The organism is Pseudomonas sp. A-B-19 (genome assembly GCF_019947515.1).
In the GTDB taxonomy this organism is placed as follows: domain Bacteria; phylum Pseudomonadota; class Gammaproteobacteria; order Pseudomonadales; family Pseudomonadaceae; genus Aquipseudomonas.
In genome coordinates, this window is record NZ_JAGYGN010000007.1 from 39,065 (window position 1) to 61,230 (window position 22,166).

Below are 22,166 nucleotides of genomic sequence, written 5' to 3' on the forward strand. Positions count from 1 at the left end.
CGTAGGAGTATAAGGCCAAATACTGGATGGATGCACACTATCGAGCGAGAGAGCTACAGTCTTACATGAAGAGTGTGTCAGCAATGCGCGTCAAAGCGTCGCGATATACCCTGCCAATCGAAGGGACTGGTAGAATCGCCGCCGGTTCACATGAGGTTTTTCCATGCACGATCCCCATAGCGAGCGCATGAGTGGCAGTGAGACCCGCGCAGCAAGCGGTCTGGCCCTGGTGTTCGCCTTCCGTATGCTTGGCATGTTCATGGTGTTGCCGGTACTGGCGACCTATGGGATGGATCTGGCCGGAGCCACGCCGGCCCTGATCGGCCTGGCGATCGGCGCTTATGGCCTGACCCAGGCAATTTTCCAGATTCCGTTCGGTTTCATTTCCGACCGCATCGGTCGACGTCCGGTGATTTACCTGGGCTTGATCGTGTTTGCCCTCGGCAGTCTGTTGGCAGCCAATGCCGATTCGATCTGGGGGGTGATTGCCGGGCGGATCCTGCAGGGCGCCGGGGCGATTTCCGCGGCGGTCATGGCGCTGCTGTCGGACCTGACCCGCGAGCAGCACCGGACCAAGGCCATGGCCATGATCGGCATGACCATCGGCCTGTCGTTTGCGGTAGCCATGGTGGTCGGCCCGCTGCTGACCCGCGCCTTCGGGCTGTCGGGGCTGTTCCTTGCCACGGGCGGCATGGCGTTGTTCGGCATCGTGATCGTGATGTTCATGGTGCCGCGCTCCACCAGCCCGTTGCAGCATCGAGAGTCCGGTGTCGCGCGTCAGGCGCTGATCCCGACCCTCAAGCATCCGGACCTGCTGCGCCTGGACCTCGGCATTTTTGTCTTGCACGCAATGTTGATGTCCAGCTTCGTCGCCTTGCCACTGGCGCTGGTCGAGAAGGCCGGGCTGCCCAAAGAGCAGCACTGGTGGGTGTACCTGACCGCGCTGCTGATCTCTTTCTTCGCCATGATCCCTTTCATTATCTACGGCGAGAAGAAACGCAAAATGAAACGAGTTTTACTCGGCGCCGTCGTGACGCTGATGCTCACTGAGCTATTCTTCTGGCAGTTCGGCGATAGCTTGCGGGCTCTGGTGATCGGTACGGTGGTGTTCTTCACCGCGTTCAATCTGCTGGAAGCTTCGTTGCCATCGCTGATCAGCAAGGTTTCACCGGCGGGCGGCAAGGGTACGGCGATGGGGGTTTACTCCACCAGCCAATTCCTGGGCTCGGCATTGGGTGGCATTCTTGGCGGCTGGCTGTTCCAGCATGGCGGTCTGTCGGTTGTGTTCCTTGGATGCGCCGGTCTGGCTGCCCTCTGGTTGGCCTTTGCTGTTACCATGCGAGAACCTCCCTACGTGACAAGCCTGCGCTTGCCGTTGTCGCCTGAGGCGATCCGCGAAGCGGGTCTGGTCGAGCGCCTGAAGGCGGTCGTAGGGGTAACAGATGCAGTGATAGTCGCTGATGAAGCGGCTATTTACATCAAATTGGACACCGAACTATTGGATCGCACCACCCTTGAAAGCCTGGTGAACAACCCGGCCGGGGCAGCGTGCGTAGCCTAGGAGAACGTAATGGCCCGTGGGGTTAACAAAGTCATATTGGTCGGCACTTGCGGCCAGGATCCTGAAGTTCGTTACCTGCCCAATGGTAACGCCGTGACCAACTTGAGTCTGGCGACCAGCGAACAGTGGACCGACAAGCAAACCGGTCAGAAAGTCGAAAAAACCGAATGGCACCGTGTGTCGATGTTCGGCAAAGTTGCGGAAATCGCTGGCGAATACCTGCGTAAAGGTTCGCAGGTGTACATCGAAGGCAAGCTGCAGACCCGCGAGTGGGAAAAAGACGGTATCAAGCGTTACACCACCGAAATCGTGGTCGACATGCAAGGCACCATGCAACTGCTGGGCGGCCGTCCACAGGGCGACCAGCAGGGTCAGGGCGGTGGTAACAACTACCAGCAATCCGCTCCGCGCCAACAGGCACAGCGTCCTGCTCCGCAACAGCAGCCACAGCGTCCAGCCCCTCAACAGGCTGCGCCGCAACCGGCTCCGGATTTCGACAGCTTTGATGACGATATTCCGTTCTAGCAGAGCCGCAAGCTTCAAGCTGAAACACAAAACCCGCACTTCCAGGCGAAGTGCGGGTTTTTTATGGGCGGTGGAATTTAATCGCAGGCTCAGGCCGCGAGGAAATCGTTGGTCGACACCACGCTGGCATACGCAAACGCCAGGGCTGCCATGAACGCCGCATGAACCTGCGCCGCCGGAACCGTCACGCCATTGAACTCCAGGTCACGGGTCGCGCAGGCGTCGTGGATCACGGTCACCTTATAGCCGAAGTCCGCCGCCGCACGGGTGATGCCGTCGACGCACATGTGGCTCATGCTGCCCACGACCACCAGTTCCTTGATGCCTTGCTCGTCGAGGATCGATTTCAGTTCGGTTTCACGGAACGAGTTCACGAAGTGCTTGAGCACCACCGGCTCGTCGGCACGGTTGAGCACTTTTGGGTGCAGCTTGGCGCCTTCGGAGTTCGGGGTGAAAAACGGTGCCTCTTCGGAGGTGAATTCGTGGCGAATGTGCACCACCGAATCACCGGCGTCGCGGAAGGCCTTGATCAGGCGTGCGGCGTTGTCTGCGGCGGCGTCAGCACCGACCAGCGGCCACTTGCCTTGGGGGAAGTAGTCGTTCTGGATATCGACTACGATGAGCGCTTGCTTGGCCATGACTGTTTCCTCGAAGTGTGTGTTGGTGTGGAATGAAGTATTGGCGCTGGCAGGCGGTTCGGGGATTGGCCGCACCGACAATAAGAGGGGCAAAACTGACAATGGATGCACAAAGGGCAATCGCCGAACTCGGTGTGCTGATCTATCCCGGCGCGCAGATGGCGGCGGTGCATGGCTTGACCGACCTGTTCGGGGTGGCCAACCGGATCGCCACCGAGCATCAGTCTGCGCAGTTGCCGCTGCTGCGGGTCAGTCATTGGCAGGTCGAGGGTGATCAGCCGCCGGTTCGGGTCTTCGACAGCCATCCCGGCCCGGAGCGCACCCTGGTGGCCGTGTTGATTCCGCCGTCGATCGGCGGTTTTTCCGAAGGCCAGGCGCCACAGGGATTGATCCGCTGGTTGCGCGAGCAACATTCCAGCGGCGCGACACTGGGCGGGGTTTGCGTGGGCTCGATCCTGTTGGCTGAAAGCGGTCTGCTCGACGGCCGTAGCGCCACCACCCACTGGACTTCGACCAAAACCTTTGCCGAACGTTACCCGGCGATCAGGCTCAAGGCCGACACACCGATTGTCGATGATGGCGATCTGATTACCACCGCCGGGCTGATGGCCTGGTCCGAACTGGGGTTGCGCCTGGTCAACCGGTTGCTGGGACCGAGCATTGCCACCCAGACCGCACGTTTTCTGGTGGTGGAGCACAGCGACAGCGCCAGCGAGTGCGGCAGTAATTTTGCGCCGATTCTCAGCCATGGCGATGTGGCGATCCTCAAGGTGCAACACTGGCTGCAGAGTACCGGGGCGACCGATGTATCGCTGGCGGCGATGGCCGAGAAGGCAGGTCTGGAGGAGCGCACCTTCCTGCGAAGATTCCGCGCGGCTACCGGGCTCAAACCCACCGAATACTGCCAGCACCTGCGAGTCGGCAAGGCCCGGGAAATGCTCGAGTTCACCAACGGCAGCATCGACCACATCGCCTGGACCGTGGGTTACCAGGACCCCGGCGCGTTTCGCGCGACATTCAAGAAAATCACCGGGCTGGCGCCGAGTGACTATCGGACGCGGTTTGGGGTGAGCCCTGGATCAGTTGCGCGGTAGTCGCATCACCGCCGATCCCCACAGGGTTGGGTGTGTAGGCTGGAGTCGGGCAAAATGCGGGAATCCCGAAGGGCGTCGTGCAGAATAGAACAGGCCTCATGCCATCACATTTTGCGCAACGGGCTGATTTAAAATCCCTTTTTTCGCACAGAGCCTTGGCCTGATCTCTGCAGCCCTTCAGCTACATTCATCAAGCGTCGATTGAAGGGGGATGCATGACCCCAACAAACCGCAAGAAACTGGTGGTCGCCCATTCGGTGCTCGCCGACGCGCCACTGCATGAAGTCGAAACCAACCGTGCGCTGGCCCGCTGGCTGGCGCAGATACTGGGGCTCCGGTATGGCGGCAGTTACGACCCGCAACGGCATGACGGGCGGGATCTCTACCTGTTGCCAACCCAGACCCTGGTGGGCGCAGCGGCTGCCCGGCGACTGGGGGTCAAGGGGCCGGAGGATTTGTGGGGCGGTTATGTCGACCACGACTTCATCTGCACCAAAGCCATCAGTCATGGATTGCTCAACCACCATGCTCATGCACCGCAAGGTTGGACGCCTTTGTTTTCCGAGCGGGTGCGCAGTGTCGTGCTCGACGGTCTCAGCGTGTTCTCGCTGGAGGATGCACGGCCAGCGGCGAAGCATCTGCTCTATACCGGCCCGATCCGTCTCAAACCGATTCACGCCTGCGCCGGGCGGGGTCAGGAAGTGATCGACAGCCTCGACCGGTTCGACGAAATCCTCGACCGGCCCGAAGCCAGGACGCTGTTCACGCAAGGCGTAGTATTGGAGCAGGACCTGGATCAAGTGATCACCCACAGCGTCGGTCAGAGTTTCATCGGCGACAAGGTGCTGAGTTACTGTGGTGAACAATACTTGACCAAGGACGCAAGGGGCGAAGAGGTATATGGCGGCTCGAACCTGTTGGTGGTGCAGGGTAGCTACGTCGACTTACTGAAGCTGGACCTGGCCGATGATGTGCGGGTGGCTATCAAGCAAGCGCAGGTGTTCGACAGCGCGGCGGATGAAGCCTATCCGCGTTTCTATGCGTCGCGGCGCAACTACGACATCGCTCAGGGCATCGATAGCGACGGCAAACAGCGCAGTGGTGTGCTCGAACAGTCCTGGCGCATGGGCGGTGCCAGCAGCGCCGAGGTGGCGGCGTTGCAGAGTTTCATCAACGACCCCGGGATGTGCGCGATTCGTGTGTCTTCGGTGGAAACCTACAGCGATCAGCCGCTGCCGGCAGACGCCATCGAGGTGTACCGCGGGTCGGCGCAAAGCAGTGAATTTCTCCTCAAGTACGTAACGGTCAAATCCTATGACGGCTAGAAGTGAATCCATTCAGATCGACATCGACGACGAACAGATGAGCGGGACTTTTCTGAGCCCCAAATCGAAAGTTCCCGGCGTGCTCTTTGTGCACGGTTGGGGCGGCAGTCAGGAGCGGGATCTGGAACGCGCCAAGGGCATCGCCGGGTTGGGCTGTGTCTGCCTGACGTTCGACCTGCGCGGACACACCGGCGGCACCGGCATTCCATTGTCCCGGGTGACCCGCGAAGACAACCTGCGCGACCTGCTGGCAGCCTATGACCGGTTGCTCGCGCACCCGGCTCTCGATACGTCGGCGATTGCTGTGGTCGGCACCAGTTACGGGGGGTATCTGGCCTCGATTCTCACCTCGCTCAGGCCGGTGCGCTGGCTGGCGCTACGGGTACCAGCGTTGTATCGCGACGAGCAATGGCACACACCGAAACGCGATCTGGACAAACTGGATCTGCGTGATTACCGAGCTACCCTGGTACGTGCCGACAGTAACCGCGCCTTGCATGCCTGTTCGCAATTCACCGGGGATGTCCTGCTGGTGCAGTCCGAGACCGACGAGTACGTGCCCCACGCGACGATCATGAGCTATCGGGCAGCTTGCCAGCAGACGCATTCACTGACCCACCGCATCATCGATGGTGCCGACCATGCCTTGAGCGACCCGGTTTCCCAGCAGGCCTACACCTCGATCCTTGTGGACTGGATTACCGAGATGGTGGTGGGGGAGCGGTTGAGCATCATTCAATCATCTTGAGATTTGTGGTGTTGGAAACACCACAAATTATTTGGGTTTTTTCTCGATCCGCAACGCCTTGGCCTTGGCCTCCACCAGCAAATACATCACCACAGTAATCAACAGCGGCAAAATGAAATAAATCGCCCGATAGGCCAGCAGTCCCGCTACCAGACTGCCTCGTGAAACCTCATGTTGCAGCAGTGCCACGAACACCGCCTCGAGCACGCCGAGCCCGGCCGGGATGTGGGTGATGACTCCGGCGATGGCGCTGATCAACAGCACGCCCAGCACCAGTGGATAATCCGGTTTGCCTGGCAACAAGGTGAAAATCACCGCCGCCATCAGCGACCAGTTCAATGCACCCAGGCCCAGTTGCAGCACTGCCATGCGCAGCGACGGCAGATCAATCTCCACGCCGCGAGTCGCCCACTCCCGACGTTTGGCAAACCGACACGCCGCCAGGTACCCGGTGCTCAGCAGCAACAACAAAACCCCCACGCCTTGCAGCGCGCCACTGCTGAGTTTCCAGCCCGGTGGCATGTGCACCAGCCCGCTGCCGAACACCGCGCCGGCAATTATCATGTAGCCGAACCAGTTGGTCGCCAGGCTCAGGCCAAGGATTTTCGCGATGTTGCCCTTGCTCACCCCGAGCCGCGAATACAACCGGTAACGCATGGCGATGCCGCCGACCCAGGCGCTCAGGCTCAGGTTGAAGGCGTAGCTGATGATTCCCACGGGCAGGATCTGTTTCCACGTCAGGTTCTGGCGGATGTAGGTGCGGCCGATCAGGTCGAAGCAGGCGTACACCAGATAACTCACCAAGGTAAGCCCCGACGCAATGATCAGCGTGCGCACCTTGAAATCGGCCAGGTTATCGAACACTTCGTTCCACTCGATACGCTGGGCGAGCGTGCTGAACAGTACGATCAGCATCAGGAAAAACAGCATCGTCAGCGGTCGTTTCCAGCGACGCCAATGGGACTTGCCGCCGCTTTTGCCGGGAGAGGCCGAATGGGTCTCAGCGCGGTTCACGGTCAGCACTCCCGGTTGGCGGGGGAAAGGGTTTCAGGCGAGATTTATGCGCCGGCAACCAACCGGCCCACGCCGGAAAATGCCGCAGGAAGTGAAACACCAGAAAGCCGATGGTCATGTGCCAGACACGCCCCCGTGGTGCGACGTCGGGAGGCATGGCTTTGCAATGGTTATCGCTGAGGTCTTCCAGGCGATCGAACAGATGACGATTGAAGGCCTGGTCGCGGATCAGCACGTTGGCTTCCAGATTCAACGACAGGCTCAATGGGTCGAGGTTGCTGGAGCCGACGGTGCTCCAGTCCTCGTCCACCAGGGCGACCTTGCCGTGCATCGGGCGGTCGCAATATTCGTAGATCTTTACGCCGGACTTGAGCAGATAGTCATAGGTCATGCGCGCGGCGAGCCTGGCCACCCGCATGTCTGGCTGGCCCTGCAGGATCAGCCGCACATCCACGCCTCGGCGGGCCGCGTTGCGGATCTCGCGCAGCAAGCGGAAACCGGGAAAGAAGTAGGCGTTGGCGATCACCACCCGGCGTTGTGCCTGACGCAACACCTGGCGATAAACCTCTTCGATGTCGGTCGGGTGTTCCCCGTTGTCGCGGTACACCAGCCGTACCTGGCCATCGTGATCGCTCAAGGCCAGTTCCGAACGCCGCTGCCGATGGCGTTGCCACCAGTATTTGGCGTGCAACGGGCGACCGCATTGCAGCAAAGCGAAGTGATGGATATCGGCCACCGCCGGACCCTGAATCTCTACTGAATAATCCTGTTTGGCTTCGGGGCCGAAGTCGGCTAGATGATCGGCCGAAAAGTTGATCCCGCCGACAAACGCGACGCTGCCATCCACCACCACGATCTTGCGGTGCAGGCGCCGGAACCAGTTGGTGCGGATGCCCAGGCGTTTCGGTGCCGGGTCGAATATCTGCAGGTGTACGCCGGCCGCAGTCAGCGCGGTGAGGAATCCGGTACTCAGCTCGCCGCAACCAAAACCGTCGAGGCTGACGATGGTGCGCACGCCACGTTGAGCGGCTTCGATCAGGATCTGTTGCAGCTCATTGCCGACCTTGTCCTCGAACAGAATGAAGGTTTCCAGCAGGATTTCACGTTGCGCCCGGCGCAGGGCTGCAAACACCCGGGGAAAGTACGCCTCGCCATTTTCCAGCAACTCGACCCGATTGCCGCCTTGCCAGCCGTATTCGACATCGACCGCTGTCGACTCGTGGGGGGGCGGAGCGGGGATGTGTTCCAGCGTGTTTTTTTCCATCGACCGGCTGCTCATAGCTCGATCTCCACCGACAGCGGGGCGTGGTCGGAAAGGTGTGACCAGGGCCGGGTGGACAGCACCTGCGGATGGCTGGCGTTGAGGTTGCGCACGTAGATGCGGTCCAGGCGCAATGCCGGCAAGCGCGCGGGGAAACTGCGCGCCGGTTTGCCATGCTGCGCGGCGAAGACTTCATGCAGGCCGCAAGGCTTGAGAAACGCATCGGCGCGCTGGCGCCAGTCGTTGAAGTCCCCGGCGACGATCACCGGGGCGTCGTCGGGCAGGGCGTCCAGGCGTTGGGCGAGCAACTTCAGTTGCGCCGTGCGGTGGCTCTCTCGCAGCCCCAGGTGCACGCAAATCGCATGCAGCTCCTGACCGTCTCCAGGCATGCGCAACACGCAGTGCAAGAGCCCGCGGTTCTCGTGGCCACTGATGGACACGTCGAGGTTGTCGTGGTGGATGATCTGGAATTTCGACAACAGCGCATTGCCGTGATCGCCCGTCGGATACACCGCATTGCGTCCATAGGCGAACTGCGGCCAAAGGGTGTCGGCGAGGAATTCGTATTGCGGCATCGCCGGCCAATTGGTGTAGCGCTTGGGGTGCTGTTCGTGGGTGCCGTGGACCTCCTGCAAAAACACTACATCGGCAGACACACTGCGCACTGCTTCACGCAGTTCCGGCAGAATGAAACGCCGGTTGAGTGCAGTGAACCCTTTGTGAGTGTTCACCGTCAGTACCGTGAAACGACAAGTGACGGACGAACCTTGTACCCGCATCTCGGTTGCGTTTGAGTGTGCGGGAATATCGGTGTGATTCGCTGTCATGTCGCCTCCCGCCTGACGGCCCTGTCCTTGAATGACTCTGGGGCGGCGACGAAAGTTTCGATGGGGCTACGGACGGTACACAGTTATCACATCACAACAGATTCAATGTGGGAGATTCTATGGTTGAGGGAAAGCCCTCAACCGGTTCGGCATAGACCGGGCCGAGGCGACCAAGACGTCCACTCCAGGCGGTCAATGCCAGCGCCACGGTCAGGTCGGTGAACATGATGGCGATCGCGCTGGCGGCTTTTTCCTTCGGCACTAGACTGGTGGCGATGGTCGAACCGATCGAGAAAAACACCCCGTACGGACATTTGATATTTGCGCGCAAATCAAATATCGCGAGGGCGGATGCATATTTGTGGCGAGGGGGCTTGCCCCCGTTGGGGTGCGAAGCACCCCCAAAACCTACCGCTCGGATTCATCTGATGCACCGCATGCAATGGGTTTACGACTGCTTCGCAGTCGAACGGGGGCAAGCCCCCTCGCCACATAAGGCGTCTCTGTCCGCCTATTCAGAGGCAATGTCCGAACTTGCCCGGCATTTCTCGATCAGTTCCTTACAGACACAGCCAAAGGAGTGGGTGCTTTGATCAGGCTCAAGACCGCGATACTGCTGGGCGCGTTGCTGTTGCTGGGCAGCGAACAACTGGAAGCCGCCGCGATACCGGGGCTGCCGGCCCCCGCGACACCGCTGGCGCACCCCGAACCGCTGGTGCAAGGCGGATTACTGGGGGCCATCAGCTCAAGCATCGACGAGGTCCAGACCAAGCTTGATCTGGACCAAAATCTCGTCGACGTCTGGCGCCTGCGTGTCGACCTTGCGGCCGATGAAGTGGATCAGTTGGTCAATCAGCCTTCGGTCCGTTCGCCCTGGAGCGTCGCCGGTGATTTTCTGCTGCTGACCTGTGTGTGGGCAGCCGTGTTTGCCTGTCTTTGGCTGCTCGGGCGATTGTTGGCCAAACGCCTGTGCGAGCATCGCCTGCTGCTCAGCCGCGAGCGTGGCCAGGCCCTGCTCGGCTACGTATTGCCCTATACCCTTGCGGCGGTGGTCAGCCTGCCCCTGACGATTTATGCCAGCCAGTTTTTGCCGGTATCGGCGGGTCGGGTGCTGGCGCTGTGCCTGGCGTATGCCGCTAGCGCAGGGATATTTTCCGCGTCATTGGTGCTGTCGCTGGTGGTGGTGTTCAATGCCGGCCACAAACGGCGGGCAGTGCAGATCATTCGCGAGAAGAGTCCCCGGCCGTTATTCGGTATCGGTTTTCTGGTGGCCTTGAGCGATGCCCTGACCAGCCCGCAGATCGCCCATCAACTGGGCAGCAATCTCACCAGCAGCATCGCCGTGTTCACCGGTTTGGCCGCGTCGATATCCTTCGGCTTGCTGGTGATCCGCATGCGCCGCCCGGTCGCCCATGTGATCCGCATCCTGCCGCTGGCTCAGCGCCTCGGCCAGCCGGCATTGCATGAAACCTTGCGGATATTTTCCGGGCTCTGGTACTGGCCGATTCTGTTGATGGTGCTGGTTTCGATCATCAACCTGATCGGCGCCGGAGCAGACAACCAGAGAGTACTGCGAAGTGCCTTGTTCACCACGGTGTTGCTGATTGCCACGGTGTTTCTCAGCACCACGCTACACCATCTGTTCAAGGCGCGCAGCGAAGCGGACCTGCGCCGCAGCAGCGCCTACAAGGAACGCTTTCTCAATCTGTCCCACGCCTTGCTGCGCATTGGCATGGCCATTGTGTTCGTTGATGTCCTCGGGCGGATCTGGGGCGTGTCGCTGTTCGAATTCGCGGTGAGCAATGCCGTGGGCCGGGTGATCAGTGACTCCCTGAGTCACATCGGTTTGATCCTTCTGGTGACCTGGATGGTCTGGGTGGTGCTCGACACGGCGATTCAGGAGGCTCTGAAACCTCCCACCAACAAGCGCTCGGCGCGCCAGCCGAGTACGCGGGTGAAAACCATCCTGCCGCTGCTGCGCAACGCGATCAAAATCATCCTGGTGGTGATTTGCGCGATCACCACCATGGCCAACCTGGGGATCAACGTCGCACCGTTCCTGGCAGGTGCCGGGGTCGTCGGCCTGGCAATCGGATTCGGCTCCCAGCAATTGGTGCAGGACGTGATTACCGGGCTGTTCATCATCATCGAAGACACCCTGTCCATCGGCGACTGGGTAGTGCTCGATTCCGGACATGCCGGCACGGTCGAAGGCCTGACCATCCGCACCTTGCGCCTGCGCGACGGCAAGGGCTTCGTGCACTCGGTGCCATTTGGGCAGATCAAGGCCGTGACCAACCAGTCGCGGCAATTCGCCTATGCGTTTTTTTCCGTGCAATTCACCTACGACACCGATGTCGACAAGGCCATCGAACTGATCCGCGAGACCGGGCGTTCCATCAGCAACGACCCGTTCCTGCGCTACAACCTGCAAGGTCCGCTGGATGTGTTTGGCGTCGACAGGATGGACCTCAACGGGGTGGTGCTGACCGCGCAATTCCGCACGGTGTCCGGTGGTCAATACACGGTGAGCCGGGCTTTCAACCAGCGTTTGAAAAAACTTGTGGATAACTGCCCGTGGGTGAGCTTCGCGCAGACTTATCCACAGCAGGCGCTGGTGCCGCGGCATCCGGTCGAAGCGCCGCTGGAGAGCGAGCCCGGGCATGCTGCGGTGTTGATGCCGGATCAGCCTCGCTCCCAATAGCAACACCCCCGTAGGAGCTGGCTTGCCAGCGAAGGCGCATGGTCAGGCACCATCGATGTTGAACCTGACGGCCTCTTCGCTGGCAAGCCAGCTCCTACGGATAACTGTGTTGAATCAGTTTTTTATGTATTTCGGCGCCCATCTGCTGATCCAGCTCAACCCAGAACTGTTGCTTGCCGGCAATCTCGGCAGCCACCGGCAAACCATCGCGATACACCAGCCGATTGCTCGCCAGCGCCGGGACTTTTACACCGGGCAATAGCGTGCCGGCGAGGTTCAGCGGATCGACCCCACACACCGCGACCAGGCTGCCGTCATGGGGCCGACGCCGGATCTCGCGCAGCAATGGAATCGCCTCGGGCAGGGCGAATTGCTCGCCTGCCAGGCCGCTGACAAATCGCCCGCCACGAATCTCGCCCCGTGCCTCCAGGCGATGGAAAGTGCGCAGCAGTTCACGCCAGCTCGGCAGCCAGTCCGCCTCACGTTCCAACAGGCGCCAGAACACCACGCCATAGCGACGCAACAAGGTCATGGCGATGTGTTCAAGGGTTTCGGCCGGCATCGGTGCGGGACGCTGGTTTTCCACCGCGGGCGCGGCAGGTGCGCGTCGCAACAGAGCCCAGCGCCCGGCATCGTCCATGCCACCGATAAACGCCCCGCGCCCGCGCCGACTGTTGCGCGGCTGGCGCTTGCTGACCGGAGTGATCAGTGCGCGCAATCCGGCGAAGCTGTCGGCATTCACCAACCCGGCGCCCACCAGTTCCTGCAGGGCGATTTCCAGCTCCGAACGCAGCAGATGGGCCTCATGGATCAGCTCGTCGAAAAACAGCGCGCCATGCTGGCTGAGGGCGGCGTGGACCTTTTGCGTTTTCGGCGACAGTTCGCTGACCGGCGTCTGTTCGGTCAAGCCGCTCCAGAGGCCGACCCGGTTACGCGGCAGCAACACAATCGGCGTACTGCGCAGCGCGCTGCTGGCGCTTTTGTTGTGCGCAGTCAGACGCGTCCACACCAGTCTGCCGCTGCGGCACAACTCATCCAGCCAGGTCGCCGAGTAGTCCTTGATCCGCGCCGGCAGGATGTCGCTGTCCCAAGCTGAAGCGGCGGCGGGGTAGCCTTCGAATTGCGCGACGACGGCTGGCAGTACCGCGGCGCCCTGACCCTGGCTTGCGCTCGATACATGCTGCCAGTCGAACAGGAATCGCATGAAATCCTGCAACGCTACCGGTTCGATCTCCCGACGCAGGCGCTTGACCGTGTAGCGGTGAATCCGCGCCAGCAAATGCCGCTCGCACCATTCTTCCCGGGTGGTGCCCGGGGTGAAGCGACCGCGCAGCACGTAGCCTTCACGCTCCAGTTGCGCCAGCGCTTGATTCACTTGTGTAGCGGGCAAGCCGAGCGGTTCGGCAATGCGATCGAGTGCAAGAGGTCCGAAGGCACTGAGCCGCGCGCGAATCAGTTCGAGGATGGCATTGTCGGGTTCCCAGACCTCGTCGAAGTCCGGCAGCGCTTGCAGCGGTGGCGTCAATTCGGCCTGTGGATAAATCGCCCGCAGGCAGGTCAGGCGCTCTAGCGCCAGCCACAACGATTGCCCGGCGTTGATCTGCAGACGGCTCGCGCGTCCGCTGTCGGCCAGGATTGTGAGCCAATCGGGCCATTGCCGATTGGCACCGGCCTCGGCATCGGTGATGCAAGCCAGGCTCATCAATGCTTCGTGCATTTCATCGACGCCGGAGGGCGCCGGCCAGGCTTCGTCGCGCACGGCGGCAATCGCCTCGGCGTCCAGCGCACCGAGGTCGTCGGTGGATTGCGGATCGCTCCAGCGGCGATTGAGTACCGCTTGGGTGCGTCGCTCCTCCAGCGGCGCGTCGTCGAGAAAGGTATAGGGCCGGGCACTGAGAATCTCCGCCGCCAGCGGCGATGGCGCCGGCAAATCGCGGCTGATCAGGCGAATGTCGCCGCGTTCCATGCGCCGTAACAGGGCCAGCCAGCCTTCAGTGTCCATGGCTTCGTGCAGGCAATCGTCGAGGGTCTGCTCTACCAGCGGATGGTCAGGAATTTCCCGTTCGCCGGCGAGGTTTTCCACGCAGGCGATCTGGTCGGGAAACACGCTGGCGATCAGGTCTTCGCTTTTCATTCGCTGGATCTGCGGCGGGACTTTGCGCCCGCCGCTGTAGCGCGGCAGCGCCAGGGCGACCCCGGCATTCCAGCGCCAGCGCACGCCGAACAGCGGCGCGTCGAGCACGGCTTGAATCAGGATGTGTTCGGCACTGTTGCTGTGCAGGTAGCGCCAGACATCCTCCAGCTCAAAACTGTGGCTGGTGGACAGCGACAGCACAATGGCGTCTTCGCTGGCGGCGGCCTGCAATTCGAAGTTGAAGGTGCGACAGAAACGCTTGCGCAGGGCCAGGCCCCAGGCGCGGTTGATGCGGCTGCCGAACGGCGTGTGGATGACCAGTTGGGTGCCGCCGGACTCGTCGAAAAAACGCTCCATCAACAGCGTTTCCTGGGATGGCAGGGCACCCAGTGTTTGCCGCGCGCGGGCCAGGTAATCCACCAGTTGTCCGGCGCTGCCGAGGTTCAGGCCCAGGGTGCCGGTCAGCCAGTCGAGCGCGGGTTGCAAGTTGCCAGGTGCGGCACTCAGCAGTTCGTCGAGTCGGGCCTGCAAGCGCGCCACCGCCGAGGACAATTCGGCGCTGCGCCCCGGCGCTTCCCCGAGCCAGAACGGAATGGTCGGCGGCTGCCCCTGGGCATCCTCGACCCGGACTTTGCCGGTTTCCACGCGCAAGATCCGATAGGACGTATTGCCCAACTGGAAGACATCCCCGGCAATGCTTTCCACCGCGAAGTCTTCGTTGACGCTGCCGATGTTCAGCCCTTGAGGCTCCAGCAGCACGCTGTAGTCGGCGTTGTCAGGAATGGTCCCGCCACTGGTCACCGCTGTCAGTTTTGCGCCACGGCGACCGCGCAGGGTGCGGCTCACGGCGTCGCGGTGCAGGTAGGCGCTACGGATGCCCTGACGCCCGTTGTAGCCCTCGGCGAGCATGTGCAGCAGCGCCTGGTAGTGTTTGTCGTCGAGTGCGGCGTAGGGCGAGGCGCGACGCAGCATCTCCAGCAGCGCTTGCTCCGGCCATTCCTGACAACTGACCTCGGCGATGATCTGCTGCGCCAGCACGTCCAGCGGCGCTTGCGGGATCAACAAGGTATCGAGTTCGCCCCGGCGCACGCAGTCGAGCAGCGCGGCACATTCGATCAGGTCGTCGCGGGTGGTGGCGAACAAACGGCCCTTGGGCGTGCCGCCGACCTGGTGCCCTGAACGGCCGACCCGCTGCAGAAACCCGGCAATCGAACGCGGCGAGGCGATCTGGCACACCAGGTCGACGTCGCCGATGTCGATCCCCAGTTCCAGCGACGCCGTGGCGATCAGCACCTGCAGGTCGCCGCGCTTGAGTCGCTGCTCGGCGTCCAGGCGAAACTCCTTGGCCAGGCTGCCGTGGTGGGCCGCCACGGCATCCTTGCCCAGGCGTTCGCTCAGGTGCCGGCTCAGACGTTCGGCCAGGCGTCGGGTGTTGACGAAAATCAGCGTGGTCCGGTGTTCCCGGGCGAGGGCGGCGAGGCGGTCGTAGACCAGTTCCCAGACATCATTGGCCATCACCGCCGATAGCGGCACGGGCGGCACTTCGATATCCAGGTCGCGGGGGCGGGCGTGGCCGATGTCGATGATTTCGCACGGGCGGTCGCGACCGACAAGGAAGCGCGAGACGGCTTCGATGGGCTTTTGCGTGGCCGACAGACCGATGCGCAGCAGCGGCTCCGGGCAGAGTGCTTGCAGGCGTTCAAGGCTCAGGGCCAAGTGACTGCCGCGTTTGCTGGCGGCCATGGCGTGGATCTCGTCGACGATTACCGTTTGCGTGGTGCCGAGCATCTGCCGGCCGGAATCAGATCCGAGCAGCACGTACAGGGACTCCGGCGTGGTCACCAGAATATGCGGCGCCGTCTTGCGCATCGCCGAGCGGTCTTTTTGCGGTGTGTCGCCGGTGCGCACGGCGGTGGTGATCTGCAATTGCGGCAGGCCCATCACGCGCAGTTGCTCGGTAATGCCGGCCAGCGGGTTTTGCAGGTTGATCCGGATGTCGTTGGACAGCGCCTTGAGTGGCGAGACGTAGACGACCAGGGTGGCGTCGGGCAAGCCTTCGGGGTTTTCCAGGCCGCGGTGCACCAGATCGTCGATGACGGCGAGAAATGCGGTGAGGGTCTTGCCGGAGCCGGTGGGCGCGGCGACCAGGGTCGAACGGCGCTGGCGGATCAACGGCCACGCCCGGGCCTGGGCGGCGGTGACCGCCGGGAACGTGTGGCTGAACCAGGCACTGACGGCAGGGTGAAAGCCGCTCAGGGCACTGTCTGCGGGGATGGGCAGGTTCATGCAGCAAGTTATGCGGGTGGGGGGCTGAAGATGCAAGTACCGCTCGGGATCTCTGGTGGCCTTCAGGGCCTCTTCGCGAGCAAGCTCGCTCCTACAATGGGTTTGTGTACGCCGGCCGCTGTAGGAGCGAGCTTGCTCGCGATGAGGCCAGTGGCAGCACCACAAATCCAGGGCATCTACACTTTACGGATGACGGTTGCGCACTAAACCCGCAAAATGCAACGATTCCGGCAATTACCAACGACATCGCCTGGGCGCGGTGTCGATAACGCCATTGTTTCAATCAGACTGGGCCTGCTGACTCTATGCGAATGCGCCTTATGTTACTGGGCGGCGGAAATGCCCTTGGGCAGGCGCTGATTCGCCTCGGTGCGGAGGAAGACATCGGTTTCCTCGCACCCCGCCCGCCCGAAAACGGCTGGGATGCCGCGAGCCTGACACAACTGCTCGACGACACTCGTCCCGATGCATTGATCAACCTTGCCTATTACTTCGACTGGTTTCAGGCGGAGGCGGTGAGCGAACAGCGTCTGGCCAGCCAGGAGCGTGCGATCGAGCGTCTGGCGGAACTGTGCCAGCACCACAACATCGTTCTGCTGCAACCTTCCAGCTATCGAGTGTTCGACGGCTCCCGTGCCACGGCCTACAGCGAAAAAGACGAACCGGTGCCACTGGGCCTGCGCGGTCAGGCGTTGTGGCGAATCGAACAAAGCGTTCGCGCCACCTGCCCGCAACACGTGCTGTTGCGTTTCGGCTGGCTGCTGGACGACAGTCCGGATGGCACCCTTGGCCGCTTCCTTGCCCGTGCCGAACAACCTGAAGAATTGCTGATGGCCGACGACCGGCGCGGCAATCCGACGCCGGTCGACGATGCCGCCCGCGTGATCATTTCAGTGCTCAAGCAACTCGATTGTGCCGCGCCGCTGTGGGGCACCTACCACTACGCAGGGCATGAGGCGACCACGCCGCTGGCGCTGGGGCAGGCGATTCTGACCGAAGCCCGCAGCCTGCATCCGCTGGCCATTGAGGCCCCGACCGCCCAGGCTCACGCCGCGCGTCCGGATGCTGCCGAAGAACCGCAGCACGCGGTATTGGCTTGCAAAAAAATTCTGCACACCTTCGGGATCAAACCGCGCGCCTGGCGTGCGGCGCTTCCCGGTCTACTGGACAGGTTCTATCGCCATGGCTGACGGTCCCGTTTTGATCACCGGCGGTGCCGGTTTCATTGGTTCGCACCTGACAGACGCCCTGCTTGCCAAGGGCCATGCGGTGCGGATTCTCGATGACCTGTCCACCGGCAAGCGCAGCAATGTGCCGCTGGACAATCCCAGGGTCGAACTGATCGTCGGCGACGTGGCCGATGCGGCCTTGGTCGTCCAGGCGATGGCCGGTTGCAGCGCCGTGGCGCACCTGGCCGCCGTGGCTTCTGTGCAGGCCTCGGTGGACGATCCGGTGCGCACGCACCAAAGCAACTTCATCGGCACGTTGAACGTCTGCGAAGCGATGCGCCAGACCGGGGTCAAACGCGTGCTGTTCGCCTCCAGCGCGGCAGTGTATGGCAACAATGGCGAAGGTGAGTCGATCGACGAAGACACGCCCAAGGCGCCGCTGACGCCGTATGCAGCGGACAAACTGGCCGGTGAGCACTACTTCGATTTCTACCGCCGCCAGCATGGGCTGGAGCCGGTGATTTTCCGCTTTTTCAACATCTTCGGCCCGCGCCAGGATCCGTCCTCGCCGTACTCCGGGGTGATCAGCATTTTCAGCGAGCGCGCACTAAAGGGCTTGCCGATCACCGTGTTCGGCGATGGCGAGCAGACCCGGGATTTTGTCTACGTCGAAGACCTGGTCGACTTGCTGGTACAGGCCATCGAAAAGCCCCGGGTTGAAGTCGGTGCGGTCAACGTTGGCTGGAACCAGGCGACGACCCTCAAGCAAATGCTCGAAGCGCTGGAAGCCGTGGTCGGCAAGCTGCCACCGGTGAGCTACGGCCCGGCGCGTTCCGGTGATATTCGTCACTCCCGGGCGAACAACCGGCGTCTGTTGGAACGCTTCACCACCGCAGAGCAGACGCCGATGCGTGTGGGGCTGGCGCGGTTGCTGGGGCGCTGAGGTTCTTGCGGCCACAAAAAAGGCGCCCATGAAGGGCGCCTTTTTTGTGGCCGGAATTTACTTACAACTTGTGCAATTCCTGTGGCGAGGGAGCTTGCTCCCGCTCGACTGCGTAGCAGTCGTCAATCCAGTCAATGCGGTTTTTCTGAGTCACCGCTTCTGCCTGGTCTGGGGCTGCTTCGCAACCCAGCGGGAGCAAGCTCCCTCGCCACAACAGCCAGGTTCACCACCACGTGAACATTCTGTCAGCAATGTCGCTTAGAACTTGTAACCCAAACCCACCATGTAGATAAACGGATCTACATCGACGTCCACTCGTGCCCGGGTGCCCGGTGCAATCGAGTTGTTCTCGACGGTGGCACGGGTATCGATGTCGATGTAGCGCACCTGGGCGTTGATCATGATGTTGTCGGTCAGCATGTAGTCAGCACCGACCTGCCACGCCAGACCCCAGGAATTTTCCGCCTTGAAGTTGCTGAAACCGGCGGATTGCGCTTGGCTGCCAACGTGTTCGTCATAGATATACGTGTAGTTGATGCCGCCGCCGACGTACGGCTGGAAGGCCGACTTCGGATCCAGCGGGTAGTACACCAGGCTCAAGGTCGGCGGCAGCTGCTTGAGGGTGCCGAGTTTGCCGTTGGCTGCGCTCAGAGCCGTGCCCTTGAGTTTCACGTCATGTTCGAACGGTGTGGCCGCCAGCAGCTCGATACCCACGTGGTTGGTGAGCATGTAGGCGAAGTTCAGGCCCAGTTGCGTGTCGCTGCTCATGGTCGCCTTGCCACCCAGGTCGGCACCCGCCAGAGGACCTTGATCGACCTTGACGCTGGAGCTGTCAGACTCGGGGTTGACGGTGATTGCACCAGCACGAATGAGAATATCGCCGGCCTCGAAGGCTTGGGCGAGCGGGGCTGCGAGCGCGAAGGCAACCAGCGAAGCGCTGAGCATGGACTTGTTCATGGGGGGCTCCAGAGGACGTTAAAAATGTTCGATGTCCAATGGTAAGGTGCCTAACGAGTCGGTCTTTTGATGCAGCTCAACGAAAGTGGTAAGGACGGGATTTTGTAGCGATTTCGATAGCCTCTTCGCGAACAGGCTCGCAGGTTCTGTGTCTGTCAGGCGATGGGGCCACGGGGGTAGCGCTTGAGCTTTTCGATCAGCTCATTGCCCGGGATCGGACGATCGAACAGATAGCCTTGGCCGACGTCGCAGCGGTGACGGCGCAGGAACGACAATTGCTCGGCGGTTTCGATGCCTTCAGCCACGACCTTGAGTTTCAGGTTGTGGGCCATGGCGATCACCGCGGAGGTGATTTCCATGTCGTCCTGGTTGTCCGGGATTTCGTGGATGAAGCTTCGGTCGATCTTGATGATGTCGATGGGGAATTTTTTCAAGTAACTGAGCGACGAGTAACCGGTGCCGAAGTCGTCCATGGCCAGGGTCAGGCCCAGGCGCTTGAGTTGGTCGAGTTGCAAGTGGGTGTCTTCGGTGGCTTCCAGCAGCAGGCCTTCGGTCAGCTCCAGCTCCAGCAAATGAGCTGGAAGGGCTTCTTCCTTGAGGATGTTGGCTATGGAGGCCACCAGGTCCGGATCGGAAAACTGCTTGGGCGACAGGTTGATCGCCACTTGCAGGTTGCCCAGGCCGGCGGCGGTCAGCGCTTTGCTCATGCGGCAGGCCTGGCGGGCGATCCATTTGCCGATCGGAATGATCATCCCGGTTTCTTCGGCGACGCTGATGAACTGATCCGGGCGGATCATGCCCTTTTCCGGATGGTCCCATCGCAGCAGTGCTTCCATGCCCAGCAGGCGACCGCTGCGCAGGCACAGCTTGGGTTGATAGAACACGTCGAGCTCGTTCTGGGTCAGGGCACGGCGCAGGTTGTTCTCGACGAACAACTTGTAGCTGGCCTCGGCGTTGAGCGCTTCGGTGAACACTTGCACCTGGTGTTTGCCATTGGCCTTGGCCTTGTGCAGCGCCAACCCGGCATTGCGCATCAGGGTTTGCGGGTCGCGTCCGTGCAGTGGCGCGCAGGCCAGGCCCACGGAGCCGGTGACGCTGATCAACTGGTTGTCGACGAACATCGGTTTGTCGAGGGTCGCCAGCAACTGGTTGGCCACTTGCTGGCCCGCCGTGAGGTCGCTGTTGTCCAGCAACACGGCGAATTCATTACTGGCGAATCGCGCCAGGCTGCCGCTCGGAACCAGGCTGTTGCGCAGGCGCCGGGCGAGGCTGATCAGCAGCTTGTCGCCAGTCTGGTGGCCAAGGCTGTCATTGATCCGCTTGAAGTTATCGATGTCCACCAGCAACAGGCTGATTGGCGCATCGCTGTCCCGGGCGAAGCGTTCATCGAGGTTGCGAATGAAGGCCGGGCGGTTGCCGAGATTGGTCAGGTTGTCGGTGTAGGCCAGGCGTTCGATACGTTGCTGAGCGAGCTTGGTCTGGGTGATGTCTTCGTAGATGCCGATGTAGTGGGTCAGTTCGCGGTTGTCGCCGTATACCTTGGAGATCGACAACTGGCCCCAATAGGGTTCGAGGTTTTTCCGGCGGCTCTTGAATTCGCCCTGCCAACTGTTGTTCTTGGCCAGCGCCGAAGGCGCATCGAACAGCAGTTCGCTGAGATTCTCCAGGGCTGGTAGTTCTGACAGGCACTGGCCGTGCACTTCTTCGGTGGAATATTGGGTGATCGCGGTGAAGCTCGGGTTGACGTATTCCACCACGCCATTGCAGTTGACCAGCAGAAAGGCGTTGGCACTTTGTTCGACCGCACGCTGGAACAGGTGCAGGGCGCTGGTGGCGGTCCGCCGGTTGTGGTTGCTGATGACCTGGGCAAACTGGTCCGCCAGTTCTCCGGCGAAGGCGATTTCATCCGACTGCCAGGCGCGGGTCGCACCGGTCTGCTCCAGGCACAAAACGCCGACCACCTGGCCATCGACGCGGATACTGGCGTCGAGCATTGCGTTAACGTCGCGCGGGCGCAGGCTTTCGGCCATCTCCCGGGTGCGTGGATCGCGCATGGCGTTATGGGCGTCAATGGCGCGGCCGGTGTGCAAGGCGTCGAGGTAATCGGGGAAAACGCTGACGTCGATTGGCTGCGGCAGCAGGTATTCCTGATTCGCGCGGTGATAGGCCGAGATCGGCACCAGCCTCGAGCCTTCGAGGTGCCACAGGCTGGCGCAGTCGATTTCGTAAATGTCGCAGGCGCTGCGGGTGATTAGCTCGGCGGCTTCCTGCAAGGAATTGTTGCTGCTGTAGCGTTGACGGGTGAGCAGCAGGATCAGGTCCTGTTGGGCACGCGCCCGGTCCAGATGCAGCAATTGCTCCTGCTGGGCACGTTGATTGAGTTCCAGGGCAATTTGCAGGCGCGAGTTCTGGGTTTCCAGATCCAGCGCCGATTGCAGCGGGTCGTCCTCGAACAGGCCGTCAATGACCAACAGGTAGCCGCGCAACAAGTGGCGATTGTGTTGTTTGTAGGCTTCGCCCAGCTCCAGCAGATTCAGGGAGCCCGAGGCGGTGTGCAGGGTGTAGCGGATCAGGTAATGCGGGCTTTCAGTCAGCTGCTGCTGGACCGCGTCGTGCAGTTGATAGCGCGCTTGTGGCTCCATCAGGCTGGCGTAGGGCGAGCCCACCAGCGCACACAACTCGACGGCTGGCAGACCGAACTGGCGTTCGCAATTGGGATCGAGAAACAGCAGCGCCCAGCTGGGTTCATTAAGCCGTTCGAAACGCAGCATGCCGAGCCGCGAGGGCACAGGCAACTGCGTCACTACCTCGGCCACCATACGGCTGGCGGCATCGGGTTGGCTTTTCATGGAGGGGAACTCGCTTCGAATATGCTGAACGCGCTGGGCTCTCGCCCTCTTTGCTGTTGCCTGCGGCAAGGTTGCATCATTGCGACACCGACTGACAAGAGAGATGAAGGCCAAGTGCTATAAGAATATGT

At 61.6% G+C, this 22,166-nt stretch carries 16 protein-coding genes; 8 read left to right on the plus strand and 8 right to left on the minus strand.

The window, feature by feature from the left end; translation table 11 throughout:
- Positions 1–163: 163 nt before the first annotated feature.
- Both KGA81_RS09985 and KGA81_RS09990 read left to right on the plus strand, forming a co-directional pair.
- Positions 164–1,561 carry an MFS transporter gene (locus tag KGA81_RS09985; RefSeq protein ID WP_223545653.1) on the plus strand — a complete coding sequence of 466 codons (1,398 nt, stop codon included), beginning with the start codon at positions 164–166 and terminating at the stop codon, positions 1,559–1,561.
- A 9-nt stretch (positions 1,562–1,570) separates the two neighbouring features.
- On the plus strand, positions 1,571–2,086 hold the full coding sequence (locus KGA81_RS09990; protein ID WP_057400623.1) for a single-stranded DNA-binding protein: 516 nt from the start codon (positions 1,571–1,573) through the stop codon (positions 2,084–2,086).
- Positions 2,087–2,175: 89 nt separating this feature from the next.
- On the opposite strand, the gene KGA81_RS09995 is transcribed toward KGA81_RS09990, so the two are convergent.
- Positions 2,176–2,724 (minus strand): cysteine hydrolase family protein, encoded by a 549-nt coding sequence (locus tag KGA81_RS09995; RefSeq protein WP_223545654.1) that lies wholly within the window; start codon positions 2,722–2,724, stop codon positions 2,176–2,178.
- 101 nt (positions 2,725–2,825) lie between these two features.
- Between KGA81_RS09995 and KGA81_RS10000 the strand changes: the two genes are divergently transcribed.
- The 3 genes from KGA81_RS10000 to KGA81_RS10010 all read left to right on the plus strand — a co-directional run bounded on the left by KGA81_RS10000 (position 2,826) and on the right by KGA81_RS10010 (position 5,891).
- Positions 2,826–3,818: a GlxA family transcriptional regulator gene (locus KGA81_RS10000; RefSeq protein WP_223545655.1), complete on the plus strand. Its 993-nt coding sequence runs from the start codon at positions 2,826–2,828 to the stop codon at positions 3,816–3,818.
- A gap of 215 nt (positions 3,819–4,033) precedes the next feature.
- Entirely contained in the window at positions 4,034–5,143 is a 1,110-nt protein-coding gene (locus tag KGA81_RS10005; protein ID WP_223545656.1) for a DUF3182 family protein, read from the plus strand.
- Entirely contained in the window at positions 5,133–5,891 is a 759-nt protein-coding gene (locus KGA81_RS10010) for an alpha/beta hydrolase family protein (RefSeq protein WP_223545657.1), read from the plus strand. The genes KGA81_RS10005 and KGA81_RS10010 overlap by 11 nt, the downstream gene beginning before the upstream one ends.
- 27 nt (positions 5,892–5,918) lie before the next feature.
- On the opposite strand, the gene KGA81_RS10015 is transcribed toward KGA81_RS10010, so the two are convergent.
- The 4 genes from KGA81_RS10015 to KGA81_RS10030 all read right to left on the minus strand — a co-directional run bounded on the left by KGA81_RS10015 (position 5,919) and on the right by KGA81_RS10030 (position 9,324).
- Positions 5,919–6,905: a lysylphosphatidylglycerol synthase domain-containing protein gene (locus tag KGA81_RS10015; protein ID WP_223545658.1), complete on the minus strand. Its 987-nt coding sequence runs from the start codon at positions 6,903–6,905 to the stop codon at positions 5,919–5,921.
- Positions 6,892–8,184, minus strand: coding sequence for a cardiolipin synthase ClsB (clsB, locus tag KGA81_RS10020; RefSeq protein ID WP_223545659.1), 1,293 nt, complete (start codon positions 8,182–8,184; stop codon positions 6,892–6,894). Before clsB ends, KGA81_RS10015 begins: the two co-directional genes overlap by 14 nt.
- Positions 8,181–8,945: an endonuclease/exonuclease/phosphatase family protein gene (locus KGA81_RS10025; protein ID WP_223545815.1), complete on the minus strand. Its 765-nt coding sequence runs from the start codon at positions 8,943–8,945 to the stop codon at positions 8,181–8,183. The genes clsB and KGA81_RS10025 overlap by 4 nt, the downstream gene beginning before the upstream one ends.
- A gap of 139 nt (positions 8,946–9,084) precedes the next feature.
- Positions 9,085–9,324, minus strand: a complete 240-nt coding sequence (locus KGA81_RS10030) for a hypothetical protein (RefSeq protein WP_223545820.1) — start codon at positions 9,322–9,324, stop codon at positions 9,085–9,087.
- A 258-nt stretch (positions 9,325–9,582) separates the two neighbouring features.
- Here KGA81_RS10030 and KGA81_RS10035 point away from each other — a divergent pair, with 258 nt between their 5' ends.
- Positions 9,583–11,697 carry a mechanosensitive ion channel family protein gene (locus tag KGA81_RS10035; RefSeq protein ID WP_223545660.1) on the plus strand — a complete coding sequence of 705 codons (2,115 nt, stop codon included), beginning with the start codon at positions 9,583–9,585 and terminating at the stop codon, positions 11,695–11,697.
- A 94-nt stretch (positions 11,698–11,791) separates the two neighbouring features.
- Here KGA81_RS10035 and KGA81_RS10040 read toward each other — a convergent pair whose 3' ends face one another.
- Positions 11,792–16,117, minus strand: coding sequence for a DNA glycosylase AlkZ-like family protein (locus KGA81_RS10040; protein ID WP_223545661.1), 4,326 nt, complete (start codon positions 16,115–16,117; stop codon positions 11,792–11,794).
- A 305-nt stretch (positions 16,118–16,422) separates the two neighbouring features.
- On the opposite strand from KGA81_RS10040, the gene KGA81_RS10045 reads away from it, so the two are divergent.
- Both KGA81_RS10045 and KGA81_RS10050 read left to right on the plus strand, forming a co-directional pair.
- Positions 16,423–17,307, plus strand: coding sequence for a sugar nucleotide-binding protein (locus KGA81_RS10045; protein WP_223545662.1), 885 nt, complete (start codon positions 16,423–16,425; stop codon positions 17,305–17,307).
- Positions 17,300–18,229 carry an NAD-dependent epimerase/dehydratase family protein gene (locus KGA81_RS10050; protein ID WP_223545663.1) on the plus strand — a complete coding sequence of 310 codons (930 nt, stop codon included), beginning with the start codon at positions 17,300–17,302 and terminating at the stop codon, positions 18,227–18,229. The genes KGA81_RS10045 and KGA81_RS10050 overlap by 8 nt, the downstream gene beginning before the upstream one ends.
- A gap of 258 nt (positions 18,230–18,487) precedes the next feature.
- Here KGA81_RS10050 and KGA81_RS10055 read toward each other — a convergent pair whose 3' ends face one another.
- On the minus strand, positions 18,488–19,186 hold the full coding sequence (locus tag KGA81_RS10055; protein ID WP_223545664.1) for an OmpW/AlkL family protein: 699 nt from the start codon (positions 19,184–19,186) through the stop codon (positions 18,488–18,490).
- A gap of 155 nt (positions 19,187–19,341) precedes the next feature.
- A complete protein-coding gene (locus KGA81_RS10060) occupies positions 19,342–22,035 on the minus strand; it encodes a GGDEF and EAL domain-containing protein (RefSeq protein ID WP_223545665.1) in 2,694 nt (897 codons plus the stop codon).
- Positions 22,036–22,166 lie beyond the last annotated feature (131 nt).